The 14,346-nt window shown below is 34.8% G+C and carries 14 protein-coding genes; 8 read left to right on the top strand and 6 right to left on the bottom strand.

Going from position 1 to position 14,346, the window contains the following annotated elements; translation table 11 throughout:
• Nucleotides 1–684, bottom strand: a 684-nt coding sequence (locus ACEN2H_RS06285) for an aminotransferase class I/II-fold pyridoxal phosphate-dependent enzyme (protein WP_441731474.1), incomplete at its 3' end; no start/stop codon positions are given.
• Nucleotides 685–922: 238 nt separating this feature from the next.
• Here ACEN2H_RS06285 and ACEN2H_RS06280 point away from each other — a divergent pair.
• The 4 genes from ACEN2H_RS06280 to ACEN2H_RS06265 all read left to right on the top strand — a co-directional run bounded on the left by ACEN2H_RS06280 (nt 923) and on the right by ACEN2H_RS06265 (nt 6,048).
• Complete coding sequence (locus ACEN2H_RS06280; RefSeq protein ID WP_441731473.1) at nt 923–1,726, top strand: NYN domain-containing protein; 804 nt, start codon at nt 923–925, stop codon at nt 1,724–1,726.
• 763 nt (nt 1,727–2,489) lie between these two features.
• Complete coding sequence (locus ACEN2H_RS06275) at nt 2,490–3,068, top strand: non-canonical purine NTP diphosphatase (protein ID WP_441731472.1); 579 nt, start codon at nt 2,490–2,492, stop codon at nt 3,066–3,068.
• A 204-nt stretch (nt 3,069–3,272) separates the two neighbouring features.
• Nucleotides 3,273–5,192 carry a DEAD/DEAH box helicase gene (locus tag ACEN2H_RS06270; RefSeq protein WP_441731471.1) on the top strand — a complete coding sequence of 640 codons (1,920 nt, stop codon included), beginning with the start codon at nt 3,273–3,275 and terminating at the stop codon, nt 5,190–5,192.
• Nucleotides 5,193–5,280: 88 nt separating this feature from the next.
• A complete protein-coding gene (locus ACEN2H_RS06265; RefSeq protein WP_441731470.1) occupies nt 5,281–6,048 on the top strand; it encodes a carboxypeptidase-like regulatory domain-containing protein in 768 nt (255 codons plus the stop codon).
• A gap of 566 nt (nt 6,049–6,614) precedes the next feature.
• On the opposite strand, the gene ACEN2H_RS06260 is transcribed toward ACEN2H_RS06265, so the two are convergent.
• The gene (locus ACEN2H_RS06260; protein ID WP_441731469.1) at nt 6,615–8,078 is read right to left on the bottom strand and encodes an aminoacyl-histidine dipeptidase; all 1,464 of its coding nucleotides are present in this window, start codon (nt 8,076–8,078) and stop codon (nt 6,615–6,617) included.
• Between the two features lie 108 nt (nt 8,079–8,186).
• On the opposite strand from ACEN2H_RS06260, the gene ACEN2H_RS06255 reads away from it, so the two are divergent.
• The 3 genes from ACEN2H_RS06255 to ACEN2H_RS06245 all read left to right on the top strand — a co-directional run bounded on the left by ACEN2H_RS06255 (nt 8,187) and on the right by ACEN2H_RS06245 (nt 10,715).
• Nucleotides 8,187–9,254, top strand: a complete 1,068-nt coding sequence (locus tag ACEN2H_RS06255; RefSeq protein WP_441731468.1) for a DUF3810 domain-containing protein — start codon at nt 8,187–8,189, stop codon at nt 9,252–9,254.
• Nucleotides 9,255–9,582: 328 nt separating this feature from the next.
• Nucleotides 9,583–10,077, top strand: a complete 495-nt coding sequence (locus ACEN2H_RS06250; RefSeq protein WP_441731467.1) for an RNA polymerase sigma factor — start codon at nt 9,583–9,585, stop codon at nt 10,075–10,077.
• Nucleotides 10,078–10,082: 5 nt separating this feature from the next.
• Nucleotides 10,083–10,715 carry a hypothetical protein gene (locus ACEN2H_RS06245; RefSeq protein ID WP_441731466.1) on the top strand — a complete coding sequence of 211 codons (633 nt, stop codon included), beginning with the start codon at nt 10,083–10,085 and terminating at the stop codon, nt 10,713–10,715.
• Nucleotide 10,716: 1 nt separating this feature from the next.
• Here ACEN2H_RS06245 and ACEN2H_RS06240 read toward each other — a convergent pair whose 3' ends face one another.
• Nucleotides 10,717–11,526: a lysophospholipid acyltransferase family protein gene (locus ACEN2H_RS06240; protein WP_441731465.1), complete on the bottom strand. Its 810-nt coding sequence runs from the start codon at nt 11,524–11,526 to the stop codon at nt 10,717–10,719.
• A 121-nt stretch (nt 11,527–11,647) separates the two neighbouring features.
• Nucleotides 11,648–12,298, bottom strand: coding sequence for an NUDIX hydrolase (locus ACEN2H_RS06235; protein ID WP_441731464.1), 651 nt, complete (start codon nt 12,296–12,298; stop codon nt 11,648–11,650).
• An 85-nt stretch (nt 12,299–12,383) separates the two neighbouring features.
• On the opposite strand from ACEN2H_RS06235, the gene ACEN2H_RS06230 reads away from it, so the two are divergent.
• Entirely contained in the window at nt 12,384–12,818 is a 435-nt protein-coding gene (locus ACEN2H_RS06230; RefSeq protein ID WP_441731463.1) for a DUF4268 domain-containing protein, read from the top strand.
• Between the two features lie 150 nt (nt 12,819–12,968).
• On the opposite strand, the gene ACEN2H_RS06225 is transcribed toward ACEN2H_RS06230, so the two are convergent.
• A complete protein-coding gene (locus ACEN2H_RS06225) occupies nt 12,969–13,379 on the bottom strand; it encodes a hypothetical protein (protein ID WP_441731462.1) in 411 nt (136 codons plus the stop codon).
• Between the two features lie 12 nt (nt 13,380–13,391).
• Nucleotides 13,392–14,336: an NAD(P)H-dependent flavin oxidoreductase gene (locus tag ACEN2H_RS06220; RefSeq protein WP_441731461.1), complete on the bottom strand. Its 945-nt coding sequence runs from the start codon at nt 14,334–14,336 to the stop codon at nt 13,392–13,394.
• Nucleotides 14,337–14,346: the final 10 nt, after the last annotated feature.

Raw genomic sequence — 14,346 nt, 5'->3', positions numbered from 1 at the left:
TGTTTCACCAAGTGTTCCAAAACCATGTGCATCATCTACAAGCAAACGGAAATTATATTTTTGCTTCATTGCAACAAGTTCTCTCAATTTCCCTTGTTGTCCACGCATTCCAAAAACACCTTCAGTAATGAATAGAATTCCACCACCGTTTTCTGTTGCTAATTTCGTAGCACGTTGAAGGTTTTTCTCCATGCTTTCGATATCGTTGTGACGGTATGTAAAACGTTTCCCCATATGCAAACGAACACCATCAATAATACAAGCGTGAGCATCTACATCATATACAATTACATCATTTTTTGTAACCAGAGCGTCGATAATAGACAATATTCCCTGGTAACCAAAATTCAATAAATAAGCAGATTCTTTTTTTACAAAAGCAGCCAATTCATCCTCTAATTGCTCATGATATTTAGTTTGTCCACTCATCATTCGGGCTCCCATCGGGTAAGCCGCTCCGAATTGAGCTGCTGCATCTGCATCCGCTTTTCTCACCTCAGGGTGATTTGCTAAACCTAAATAGTCATTCAAACTCCAGTTCAATATATCTTTTCCACCAAACTGCATTCTTGGACCTAAATCACCTTCTAATTTAGGAAAAACAAAATAGCCTTCAGCCTGTGAAGCCCATTTTCCTAATGGTCCTTTATTGCTTTGAATCCTTTCGAATAAATCTTTTACCATTATATATATTTAAGTAATAATTTTAACTTTAAGAAAGTACAAAAATAAATATTTATATTTTATAAAGGGATTTAAAGTAAATTTATTTTTATCAGTATCTTTTTTAATTACTAAAAGCTACCCTTGATCTTGTGTATATAAGCAATAAAAAGGACGGGACACCGTTTCGATGACGGCCAAAAACTCATTTTGATCAATAAACTTTGTACCTTTGACCAAATAAATAAATTATTCATTAATGGCACAAGATACAAAAGAACTAAAGTTAGCCGTTCTAATAGATGCAGATAATGTTCCTTACAGTAACGTAAAAGGAATGATCGAAGAAATCACCAAATATGGAACGCCTACAACCAAACGTATTTATGCCGATTGGACCAAACCAAACGCTGGCGGCTGGAAAGGTGTTTTGTTGGAGCATGCAATTACCCCTATACAGCAGTACAGTTATACGGTAGGTAAAAACTCTTCTGATTCAGCTATGATTATTGATGCCATGGATATTTTATATTCTGATAAAGTCGATGGATTTTGCATCGTTTCTAGTGACAGTGACTTTACCCGTTTAGCAGTACGTCTTCGGGAATCCGGAATGAAAGTCATCGGAATGGGCGAGCAAAAAACACCTAACTCTTTCATAGCTGCATGTGATAGATTTATTTATATTGAAGTTTTAGTTGGCGCGATCAAGAAGAAAAAGCCCAAAACAGGTCCGACAGCTGAAACAAAAAAAGTAATTGACAAGAACCCTTCAAAAGTTGTCGAAAAACCAACTCCAAAGCCACTTAGTAAAATTGACGAACCGACTATTGACCTTATTGAAGATTCCATAGACGACATTTCCGACGATAGCGGTTGGGCATTCCTTGGCGATGTAGGAAACCTTATCGTGAAGAAAAAACCGGAATTTGACCCAAGAAATTATGGCTTTGCAAAATTGACACCTATGCTAAAGTCTTTAACTGATATTCTTGAAATCGACGAGAGAGATTCAGACAAAAAAGGAATAAAACATGTTTTTGTGCGCTTGCGTTTTAGTTAGACCAAGTTTTTTTTTAATTCCATATTGAATATCTAGCTCGTCTTGCCCCACATCAGCGACGGTAGTATAGCTATGCAAAGACATTTTTTCAGGCAAAGAATTAGTATAAAATACATATTGTGAGTATGAACTTGTAAAAACGAACATAAAAAATAATGTTTTTACAAAATTAGAATATGAGAACCGCTTGTTTACTTTCATGTGTATCTTTTACTATGTAAGTTATATACGATAAAAAAAACAGTCCGGTTTTAAACTAGGCACTATTTTGCTGTTTTGCTGTTTTACTGTGCGAAACAAAACCTTAGCTCCTTTCCTTGTTCTACTCAGTACACAAATGGCTCAAGATCGTTCCTCATTTTAAATAACAATAAATATTTAAGATATAACAAGAGGGATAAAATGGAACTGCAATTTTATTAGACCTTTATCGCTTCACTGTATTTTAAAACTGATGTTATTATCTAATCCACTATAGCAGGATGAATGAGGTTTCGATTGATAAAAACTTTACAGTAGAAAATGGCTGTACTTAGAAATTTATCTGCTCTATGAAATCTTACATAGTTCGCAATGAAAATAAAAGGCCTTACTATAACTGACAAATCGAAAAGCATTCCAATACGATAAAAATAACATGTAAAAATATGACCCATTAAGTTCCCTTGACAATTCTATCAAACCTATCATAACAGGGCATATTCTGTACTAATTAGCGACCGCTAAAAGTGTACCTTTGTACAATCTACTTAAACACACAAAAATGCAATTAGTTTTCGCTTCCAACAATAAAAATAAAATTAAAGAAATCCAGCAAATTCTTCCACAATCGATAATTATCTTAAGCCTGGAAGACATAGGATGCCTTGAAGAAATCCCAGAGACTTCAAATACTATTGAGGGAAATGCGATTCTGAAAGCCAATTATGTAACACAAAAATACGGTTACGATTGTTTTGCTGACGATACGGGACTAGAAGTAGAAGCATTGAATGGTGAACCGGGAGTTTACTCTGCAAGGTATGCAGGAGAACAATGTGATTCAGATAACAATATGATTAAACTACTAGATGCGTTGAGCAGCAAAACCAATAGAAAGGCTAGTTTTAAAACGGTAATTGCTTTAAACAAAGAAGGTGAACAGCATCTTTTTACAGGAACTGCGCCTGGAAAAATTACCATGGAAAAATCTGGACATCAAGGGTTTGGATACGACCCCATCTTCCAGCCAGAAGGTTATCAGGAAACCTTTGCGGAAATGGATTCAGCTCTAAAAAATACAATTAGCCACAGAGCCATTGCTACGAAACAACTGATTGCCTTTTTAAAAACCGAGAAGTAATCAATAATTTAAAATGTTTTTTTAACAAAATTAAATTTCCTAGGACAGAATTTCTACACAGAATTCTAAATTTAAAGCAATTAGCATTCAATTATAAATATAACTTTCTGATAATCAATCCATATTAATAACATTAAAACTACAAATAGCATTAGTTTATCTCGATAATTTAGGGTACTTTTGCAGCCTATTTTAAAAATACATATGAACAAATTTGAACAATTAGGATTGAGTGAATCGTTACTGAAGGCGATTTTAGATCTAGGATTTGAGAATCCGACCGAAGTACAGGAGAAAGCGATTCCCCTATTATTGGAAAAAGACACAGATATGGTTGCGTTGGCTCAGACAGGGACAGGGAAAACGGCAGCATTTGGTTTTCCAGTTATCCAAAAAATTGATGCCAGCAATAAAAATACTCAAGCATTAATTTTATCTCCAACACGCGAACTTTGTTTGCAGATCACTAACGAAATTAAAAACTATTCAAAATACGAAAAAGGTATTAACGTAGTAGCAGTTTACGGTGGGGCTAGCATAACAGACCAAGCAAGAGACATTAGAAGAGGTGCACAAATTATTGTTGCAACTCCAGGAAGAATGCAAGACATGATTAACAGAGGATTGGTAAACATTTCTCAAATTGACTATTGTATTCTAGACGAAGCTGACGAAATGTTGAATATGGGTTTCTACGAAGACATCGTAAACATCTTATCAACCACTCCAGACGAAAAAAGCACATGGTTATTCTCGGCTACAATGCCAGCAGAGGTTGCTAGAATTGGTAAACAATTCATGAAAGACCCTATCGAAATTACTGTAGGAGCTAAAAATTCAGGTTCTGCGACAGTTTCCCATGAGTTTTACCTTGTAAATGCTCGTGACCGTTACGAAGCTTTGAAACGTTTAGCGGATTCTAATCCAGATATCTTCTCTGTAGTTTTTTGTCGTACCAAAAGAGATACACAAGCAGTCGCAGAAAAATTAGTGGAAGACGGATACAGCGCTGCTGCATTGCACGGAGATTTATCTCAAGCGCAACGTGATGGTGTAATGAAATCATTTAGAGGAAGACAAATCCAAATGCTTGTCGCTACTGATGTTGCAGCACGTGGAATTGACGTGGACAATATTACTCACGTAGTAAACTACCAACTTCCTGACGAAATAGAAACTTATACTCACCGTTCAGGTCGTACAGGTCGTGCAGGTAAACTAGGTACTTCTATCGTTATTGTAACAAAAAGTGAATTGCGTAAGATTTCTTCAATCGAAAGAATCATCAAACAAAAATTTGAAGAGAAAACAGTTCCTTCTGGAATCGAAATCTGCGAAATACAATTGTTGCACTTAGCCAATAAAATTAAAACAGTAGAAGTTGATCATGAAATTGACAGCTATCTTCCTGCAATAAACAGCGTTCTTGAAGACTTGTCAAAAGAAGAGCTAATCAAGAAAATGGTTTCGGTGGAATTTAATCGTTTTATCAACTATTACAAAAAAACTAGAGACATCTCAAATCAATCGAACTCTGAAAGACGTGATCGTGACGATAGAGATGGCGGTGCAAGAGAAAGCAATAACGGCGGTGCAACAAGATATTTTTTGAACATAGGTTCTAGAGATAATTTTGACTGGATGTCATTAAAAGACTACTTGAAAGAAACATTAGACTTAGGTCGTGATGATGTTTTCAAAGTAGATGTAAAAGAGGGTTTCTCTTTCTTTAACACGGATCCAGAACACACTGATAAAGTAATGGAAGTATTGAACAACGTACAATTAGAAGGACGTCGTATCAATGTTGAAATTTCTAAAAATGATGGTGGTGGCAGACGTGACCATAACGGAAGAAGTTCAGGTGGCGGTGGCGGAAGAAGTTCTGCTCCAAGAAGAGAAGGTAGTTTTGCTCCAAGAAGAGAAGGTTCAGGCGGTTTTAGAAGCGACAGAAACTCAGCTCCAAGAGAAGGCGGATTCGGAGGAAGAAGTTCAGCTCCAAGAGAAGGTGGCTTTGGCGGAAGAAGCTCAGCTCCAAGAGGAGAAGGTTCTTCAGATAGAGCTCCTAGACGTTCTGAAAGTTTTGGTGACTCACCTAGACCAAGAAGACCAAGAAAAGACTAACATTTATTTGTTAATATTCTTATAATAATATAAGGGACTACAAAATATTTAATCCTGTTTTATTACTTTTAAAGTTTTAAACTAGTTTATGAAATATTTTGTAGTCCTCTTTTTTTTAATACTATCCGCAAATGCATTCGCACAGGATACTCTTCACTCCCAAAAAGTATCAGGCTTTATCTATAACGACAACACTAAGTCGCCTCTAATTAATGTAAACATCATCAACATTAATAAAGTTAGGGGAGCAAGAACTGATTCACAAGGTTATTTTGAAATCGACGTGCACCCAACCGATACGCTACACCTTTCATTTTTAGGATTTCAATCACTAAGGGTTAAAGTAACCAATGACTGGATCAAAAACAAAGTTGCCAAAATATTTCTTACCGAAAAAGCAATTGCACTAGAAGAAGTAGTCATTAGACCTTTTAACCTTACAGGCTACCTTGAGGTTGACTCAAAAACAATTCCAACGAATGAAAACTATCGCTATAGTATTTCTGGATTAACGCACGGCTATGAAGCTGGGGAATATTCTCCAAATGCTTTTGGAAGAATTCTTGGCTCCATTTTTAATCCAGCAGATATGCTCTATAATTTCTTTGGAAACAATCCTAACCAGCTCAAAAAACTAAAAGAAATGAAGAAAGACGACACCGTCCGAAATCTTCTGGCATCTAAGTTTGATAGAGAAACGATAGCGGTACTACTTGGCGTAGACAAAAAAGAAATTGCTGAAATATTACAACGATGTAATTACTCGGAATCTTTCATAAAAACAGCAAATGATTTGCAAATAATGGATGCCATAAGTGGGTGTTATGAAGAGTATAAAATTTTGAAGATCCGATAAACACGCTACATCCATAGCTTAAACTTTTAAGCAGTCAAAGACATCTGTTTCAATTTTATTTAAATTATACAACTATAGCTTTATAGACATCAATAGGGATATAGTAGAGCCTGCAAAAAGCTAGCCATCATACTTTTCAAATGTTTAGTTTTCACTCTAAACCTTGTATTCACAAAATTATCCACCAGACTACTGCTGCAAGAAGAAATAAATAATAAACATAACGAAGCGAACAAGTAACTGGTAAACAAATCTCAATCCCTTAGCTATTAGTTTACGGAGCCAAATTATTGGTCTTAAAAGAAGATTTTTTTTTAATAATATTTAAAATAATCAAAATATTATTTACATTTACTTAAATCAATAAATTAAATAATTACATCATGGCAAAAAGTCAAGACGCGAAAAAAACCGCCAAGAAAGAGCCTCTTAAAACGGCTAAAGAAAAAAAAGAAGAAAAAAGAGAAAAGAAGAATGCTCCAAAAAGAGACTAATTTCTTTAAAATAACAAACCCTCGATTATTGATAAACGAGGGTTACTTATTTTTATTTTAAATGGTTGTCTATTATTTCTTGGGAATATTAGCCAAAATTTCCAGTAAAAATTTCCAGAACTTTTGAGAAGAGGAAATACTAGCTCTTTCATCTGGTGAATGTGCTCCCTGAATGGTAGGACCAAAAGAAATCATATCCATCTCCGGATAGTTAGTACCAAGGATGCCGCATTCCAATCCGGCGTGACATGCAACAACTCTCGGCTTCTCTCCATTTTGTTTTTCGTAAATAGGCACCAAAACATCTAATATTTCTGATTCAGCGTTTGGGGTCCATCCTGGATAAGAGCCTGATAGTTCCACTTCGCATCCCATCAGTTCAAAAGCAGAACGCAAACTATTTGCCAAATCAAATTTAGCTGTTTCTACAGAAGAACGTGTTAAGCATTGTACCGTAAGATTTCCACCCGCTAATACTACTTTAGCAATATTGTTAGAAGTTTCCACTAGATTATTAAAATCAGTACTCATACCATAAACACCATTATGAGCAGCATACATCGATCTAACGAAATAAAACTGTGCAATAGAAGGCATTACTTTAGTAGGAGCTACATCTAATTTATCAAAAACAACCTCTAGATTTGGTTCTGTCGTTTTTAACTCATTTTTGATTTCATTTACAATCTGTTGCATATCATAAACAAATGCTTCATCATACACCTCAGCGATTATAACTTTAGCAACACTTTCCCTTGGAATTGCATTACGTAAACTACCACCTTGTATTTCAGAAATCTGTAATCCAAAATTATCAAAACCATCAAATAATAAACGGTTCATAATTTTATTAGCATTACCTAAACCTTTGTGGATATCCATTCCTGAATGCCCACCTTTTAATCCTTTTACTGTGATTTTATACCCTATAGAACCTTCTGGAGTTTGCTCCTCGTCATATTCGGCAGTAGCGGTTACATCAATACCTCCGGCGCAACCAATGTCGATTTCGTCGTCTTCTTCGGTATCTAAGTTTAAAAGGATTTGCCCTTGTAAAACACCTCCCTTTAATTCTAATGCCCCTGTCATTCCAGTTTCTTCATCGACAGTAAACAGAGCTTCAATAGCGGGATGCGGAATATCTTTGCTTTCTAAGATTGCCATAATAGCAGCAACACCAAGACCATTATCAGCACCAAGAGTCGTTCCTCTGGCACGGACCCAGTCCCCATATACATACATATCTATTCCTTGGGTATCGAAATCAAAAACAGTATCTGAGTTTTTCTGGTGTACCATGTCCAAATGCCCTTGCATGACAATCGCTTTACGGTTTTCCATTCCTGCGGTTGCTGGCTTTCGGATAATTACATTTCGGATATCATCTTCAAAAGTTTCTAATCCAAGGGTATTCCCGAAGTCTTTCATAAATTCAATTACTCGTTCCTCTTTTTTAGAAGGACGAGGGACTGCATTTAAATCGGCAAACTTATTCCAAAGTACTTTGGGTTCTAAATTTCTTATTTCTTGACTCATTTATTTATATTTGAAGTTTATTATTTTAAAATTCAAAGTTACAAAGTTTAAACTCTTTTCGGCAGTAATAGATATTGTAATTACCTTTACATTTTATAAATAATTGCCGTGAAACAAAAATATATATTTCCGCTTTTTCTTTTTGTCCAAATAACTTTTCTTCAAATCATTTCGTTTTTTCCTGAATATGTAGAACGATACTACAGCAACGGATTGTATCCTTTTATCTCGTCATTTTCAAGAACTGCTTTTGGAAACATTCCTTTTTCAGTAGGGGATTTTATTTATTTTATTTTAATATTCTTCATATTAAGATGGCTCTGGATCAAAAGAAAAACCTGGAAATTACATTGGAAAAATAATACATTACATATTTTAAGTTTCGCTTCTGTTTTTTACTTTATGTTTCATCTGCTTTGGGCTATGAACTATTATCGTGAACCGCTTTTTGAAAAAATGTCAATCAAAAGGGATTATTCAAATGAGGAGCTACTTCATTTTACTAAAAAACTAATTGCAAAAACCAATGCAATCCAAAGTCAAATAACAAAAGATAAAAATACAAAAGTTGTATTCCCCTACTCACAAAACCAAGCATTCCAAATGAATTTAAATGGCTACAAGAATTTATCGGACACACATCCATTCTTTAGCTACAGCAATTTGAGCGCAAAAAAATCAATAATAAGCTTGCCGCTAACCTATATGGGATTTGGAGGTTATTTAAACCCCTTTAATAATGAGGCACAGGTTAATTATATGGGTCCAATGTATGGTTTCCCAACTACTACTTGCCATGAAATGGCACACCAATTAGGGTTTGCTAGTGAAACAGAATGCAATTTTATTGGTTTTCTAGCCTCTGTGAAGAACGAAAATTTATACTTTCAATATTCTGGATATAGTTTTGCCTTGCGTTATTGTTTAGCTAACTGGGAGAAACGAAATAAGCCGGTTTTTGACCAACTGCTAAAAACGGTACATCCTGGAATTATAAAAAACTATCAGGAAAGTATAGTCTTTAATGCAAAGTACAAAACCCCATTAGAAACTGGCTTTCATATTTTTTATGATAATTTTCTAAAAATAAATCAGCAAAAGGACGGAATGGAGAGCTACAGTATGTTCATTAATTTGCTGGTGAATTATTATGGTCAAAAAAATAATAAATTGTAAAGATTGATTTAATTCAAAACTCTATACCAGCTATTCGCGGATCGTCTTAGAGCTAGAAAATATAGGTATACTTTTTTTTTTGCACATTAACTTTCCTAAAAAACCTATTTCCTCTTAGCTTGAGTCCATTAAAAACATATTAAAAAAAAATAAAAGCACTTAATAGTCCCGATGGAAATGTAAATCCTTTATTTTTCTTGATTTAAAAGAAAAATAAAGATTGCAATGTACAGCGGGACAACTAATAATTGTGTTTGAAAAAAAAGGTGCTACAAAATAAAAAAGGAGTACTTTGTAACAAATTATGCCAGCGACGTACTAATGAATCATGAGTGAAAATCTAGAACATTCTTTTGTAAAGCAATTAAAAGACAATCAAAATATAATCCACAAGATATGTAGGTTATATACCGATTGTGAAGATGCGCACAAAGATCTGTTTCAAGAAATCACGATTCAGTTATGGAAAGCTTTTCCAAAGTTCAGAGGAGATAGCAAATTTTCAACCTGGGCCTATCGTGTAGCACTGAATACAGCCATTACATTATACCGAAAAAACAAACGATCTATCGCCACAGTTGAGTATGAGGGACGGCAGCATTTCATAAAAGACGTCGATTATAATTATGAGGAAGAAGAACAGATTAAGCTCATGTATAAAGCCGTTTACCAGCTAAATGACATCGAAAAGGCTTTAGTTTTCATGTATCTAGAAGATAAAGACTATCGAGAAATTGCAGAAACGCTCGGTATCAGCGAAGTGAATGCCAGAGTGAAAATGAACAGAATTAAAGGGAAATTAAAAAAAATATTAAATCCGTAAGGAATATGAAAGAGCTGGATTTATTAAAAAAAGACTGGAAAAAGAAGGAAAATTCTTTTCAGCAAATCTCGGAAATAGAAATTTATAAAATGATTCATAAAAACTCATCTTCGATCGTGAAGTGGATTTTAATCATTAGTATTTTGGAGGTTTTACTATGGACTTCAATCAGCGTATTTTTTAATACCGATGAATATTTAGAACAGATCAATCATACTGATCTAATATCCTACTTCAAAGTACTGACCATATTCAACTACGGGGTGATATTGGCTTTTATATACTTATTCTACAAAAACTACATTCGAATTACTACGACCGTCTCTACCAAGCAATTGATGAAAGACATTTTAAAAACTCGAAAAACGGTCCAGTATTATGTATGGTACAATCTTGTGATGGCTCTTTTGAGTTTAGTCATAGGTTTTGTAATCGCCTTAGTTTACAATCCAGAAACTAGTATCTTGAGCGACCAAATTGCAAATAATGGAAAAGTAATGGCAATCACAATAGGCGTTTTGCTATTGACTACGACTGTGTTCTTTGGATTATTTTGGCTTTTTTATAGGCTTTTGTACGGAATCCTACTTCGAAGATTACATGCCAATTATAAAGAATTACAAAAAATTGATTTATAAATCAATAATCATATCGCCGAAGTTTGTTTAATTTTTCCTCTTCTTCAATTTCCTCGCATGGAATCACTTTTAAAAAAGAAGAGTGCTGTTCTATAGCATATTCTACTTTTTCTACAATCTCATCGATACTGTCATTATCGTAATCAATATCAAGTGGTTCTTTAATGATAAAGGATTGTAGAATTCCTTTCTTTTTCATTCGCAATCCCTTTTTGTCAAAGGACCGTCGAAAACCGTCTATAACAATTGGCACCACAATAGGCCGGTGTTCTTTGATGATATGAGCCGTTCCTTTCCTTACAGGTTTGAATGATTTTGTTGTTCCTTGAGGAAAAGTAATTACCCAACCATCATCAAGGGCAAATTTGATGTTTTCAGTGTCATTAGGGTTAACCTCTTTTTTCTTTTCAACATCCACACCTTTAGAACGCCAAGTTCGCTCAACTGTAATAGCTCCTGCGTAAGCCATTATTCTCGGTAAAAGCCCTGCTTGCATGGTTTCTTTTGCGGCTACATAATAAATATTCAGTTTAGGGTTCCATAAATAAAGTACATTCTTTATATTATCCTCTCGGCCCTTCAGGCTAGCATTAAAGACGTGAAACATAGCCACAACATCGGCAAAATAAGTCTGATGATTGGAGATAAATAGAACATTTGTATCGGGTAAATTACGGATGATTTCTGAGCCTTCAATCTTTAATTCATTGAATCCCCTATACCTTCTGTGGGTAGTGGCTCCGAAAAACCAAATCAACCATTTCTTTAAAAAAAGTATGTGACCAAAAGAATTTCTCTTAAATAACCCCATAAAACTGTATTTTATTTTTCTGAATTTGACTTACAAACGTACAAAATTTATTCTTCATGTTCCTGATTGCAACTACTTCTGATTGCCCTTACGAATTAAAAAAAAATCTAGTTGATAAAAATCAAAGCCTTGAATTTAGCGCCACTTTTAAAACATCCTTCAACTCACTCAATATCATTGCCGTAGCTCCCCAAACAATATGTCCTTCGATATCAAATGCAGGGACATTGATCTCTTTTGCATAAGAAGTGGAAATTTTCGATTCAATCAGTATTTCATCATTCAAGAAAACGGACAGCGGTAACTCGATAATGCTCGAAACTTCACTAGGGTCAAGAACAAAACAAATTTTTTCCTTACATATACCTAAAAAGGGGTGGACGATAAAATTACTGGGAGGAACATAAACTTGCGTAAAAGCCTTAATCACATCTATTATCGCTGGACTTACACCAACTTCCTCCTGAGTTTCTCGCAAGGCTGTTTTCGAAAAAATTTCATCCTCAGTTTCATATTTCCCTCCAGGAAATGCTATTTGCCCTGAGTGCACACCTTCATATGAATTCCGGACGATAAGTACTAAATGCGTAATTCCGTTTTTAGGATAAAAAAGCATCATTACTGCAGCCATTCTTGGGCTATTATTTTCAACGGCATTATTTTTCAAACTTTCGATTCTTTCAAATGGCACCATTTTAATATGAGCCTCCATAGCAGGAAGCTCGGCCTCAGCTAAATTGGGAACATATTCTAAAAAATATTGAAAATCCATAATCAAAGTCTATTTTTGCATTCATAATATAAATATAGTCTAGAAAATAACATTGCGCAAATTTTCTAAAACCAAAACAAACAAAATGTATAGTAAAGAAGAAACTCAAAAATTAAAGCGAGAATTCTGGGTCACATTCGCAGAGAAGTACCCACGAAAATGGGTTCTATACGATACAAAAATAAAAGATTTCTCTTTCAAGTTTTATGTAGATAATAAAAAAGCACAAGTCCTAATCGATATAGAGCATCGTAACGAGGAGTTGCGAACAGGATATTTTGAAAAGCTCGAAGCCTTAAAAACTATTTTAGATGAAGAGTTTATCAAGGATCTGGTATTCGAAAAAAATTACGTTCTCGAAAACGGAAAAACAATCAGCCGTATTTGGATAGAAAAACTTGGAGTAAGTGTTAGCAACCGTAATTATTGGGATGATATATTCTCCTTTTATAACCAAAAAATGAATGCTTTAGAGCTTTTCTATTCGGAATATGATGACTTTATAAAAGATGTTGATTAGCTTTTGGTGCGCGCTACGTAAAAGCTCTATTCCGACTTTAAAAAGCAAATACTCAAGATCCACAATTCAGCCTAAAATATTTACATTTACTTTATAAAAAACGAAAGACCATATAAACAAAAAAGTCTCAATAAGCCGACTTCTTATTATTTACAAATTAAATATATTATAGACAATAATTTTATCATCATAATTTATATACAATTGCTTCCTATTGCCCTGTTTTTTCCTTGTAATAATAGATAGCGTACAATCATCTCCGTTGTTGTCCTTGCAAGTAAAAGAATAAACAATATCCGTGTCATTTTCCTCTGTAGATTGATACTCTATAATTTCAAACAACTGAATAACTTGAGAATACACAAGAATTCTATTTTTATTCGTATCCAATGACACTAAAACATTAACTAATTTTAGCTCCGACCAATTACCCCATTTGCCCCTTTCATTTTTTTCCAAAACACTAAAACCAGAAGTTTTGAATTTATATACTTGGCCGTATATATTTTGCAAGCCAATCCCCAAAACAAGCAACACTATATATAATTTAATTTTACCCATTATTTATAAAAATTACAAATCAAATTCGAGCATTTCTTTTCTAGCATTTTCAAAATCTGTCATCATTTCCAAAATGATTTCTTCGGCCGAATTTATTTGATGAATCAATCCTGCGATTTGACCGATCTCCAACTCACCCTCGACTAAATCCCCCTCAAACATACCTCTTTTTGCTCTTGCTCTGCCCAAAAAAGTTGTTAATTCCTCCTTTGTTGGACATTTTTCATACAGACTTTGAAGGTCTTGAAAGAACTTGTTTTTAATCAATCTAACTGGAGCCAATTCCTTCAAAGTCAATTGGGTCCCACCTTCTTGGACCTCTACGATTGTTTTCTTGAACTTCTCATGTGCAGAAGACTCAATGGATGCAGCAAACCTACTTCCTACCTGCACAGCATCTGCCCCTAAGACCATTGCGGATAGCATTCCTCGGCCACTAGCGACACCTCCTGCAGCAATGATAGGAATGTGTATCTGTTCTTTCACCATTGGAATCAAAGTGAAGGTTGTGGTTTCGTCTCTTCCGTTATGTCCACCCGCTTCAAAACCTTCTGCAACTATGGCATCAACACCCGCAGCTTGTGCCTTTAATGCAAACACAGTGCTGCTTACTACATGCACTACAGTTATCCCTTTTTCTTTGAGATGGGCAGTCCAGATTTTGGGATTTCCAGCCGAAGTAAAAACAATTTTAACCCCTTCTTCAACTATAATTTTCATGATTTCTTCGATGTTAGGGTATAACATCGGGACATTCACACCAAAAGGCTTTAAGGTCGCCTTTTTACATTTCTGAATGTGCTCCCGCAGAACTTCTGGATACATCGAGCCTGCTCCTATTAACCCCAAACCGCCTGCATTACTTACTGCACTGGCTAGTTTATAACCGCTAACCCAGATCATTCCTCCTTGGATAATGGGGTATTTAATATTGAAAAGTTTTGTGATTTTATTCATTAACAAGTTG

Origin of the sequence: Flavobacterium sp. W22_SRS_FP1 (assembly GCF_052113685.1) — a bacterium.
Taxonomy (GTDB): Bacteria; Bacteroidota; Bacteroidia; order Flavobacteriales; family Flavobacteriaceae; genus Flavobacterium.
This window is presented reverse-complemented; position numbering and strand designations above follow the sequence as displayed.

Excerpts from the sequence above, each read along its gene's own strand:
- ACEN2H_RS06265 (WP_441731470.1), top strand. The coding sequence starts at position 5,281 with ATGAAATATTTTGTAGTCCTCTTTTTTTTAATACTATCCGCAAATGCA.
- ACEN2H_RS06220 (WP_441731461.1), bottom strand. The coding sequence starts at position 14,336 with ATGAATAAAATCACAAAACTTTTCAATATTAAATACCCCATTATCCAA.
- ACEN2H_RS06245 (WP_441731466.1), top strand. The coding sequence starts at position 10,083 with ATGAAAGAGCTGGATTTATTAAAAAAAGACTGGAAAAAGAAGGAAAAT.
- ACEN2H_RS06230 (WP_441731463.1), top strand. The coding sequence starts at position 12,384 with ATGTATAGTAAAGAAGAAACTCAAAAATTAAAGCGAGAATTCTGGGTC.
- ACEN2H_RS06225 (WP_441731462.1), bottom strand. The coding sequence starts at position 13,379 with ATGGGTAAAATTAAATTATATATAGTGTTGCTTGTTTTGGGGATTGGC.
- ACEN2H_RS06260 (WP_441731469.1), bottom strand. The coding sequence starts at position 8,078 with ATGAGTCAAGAAATAAGAAATTTAGAACCCAAAGTACTTTGGAATAAG.
- ACEN2H_RS06270 (WP_441731471.1), top strand. The coding sequence starts at position 3,273 with ATGAACAAATTTGAACAATTAGGATTGAGTGAATCGTTACTGAAGGCG.
- ACEN2H_RS06235 (WP_441731464.1), bottom strand. The coding sequence starts at position 12,298 with ATGGATTTTCAATATTTTTTAGAATATGTTCCCAATTTAGCTGAGGCC.
- ACEN2H_RS06275 (WP_441731472.1), top strand. The coding sequence starts at position 2,490 with ATGCAATTAGTTTTCGCTTCCAACAATAAAAATAAAATTAAAGAAATC.
- ACEN2H_RS06240 (WP_441731465.1), bottom strand. The coding sequence starts at position 11,526 with ATGGGGTTATTTAAGAGAAATTCTTTTGGTCACATACTTTTTTTAAAG.
- ACEN2H_RS06250 (WP_441731467.1), top strand. The coding sequence starts at position 9,583 with ATGAGTGAAAATCTAGAACATTCTTTTGTAAAGCAATTAAAAGACAAT.
- ACEN2H_RS06280 (WP_441731473.1), top strand. The coding sequence starts at position 923 with ATGGCACAAGATACAAAAGAACTAAAGTTAGCCGTTCTAATAGATGCA.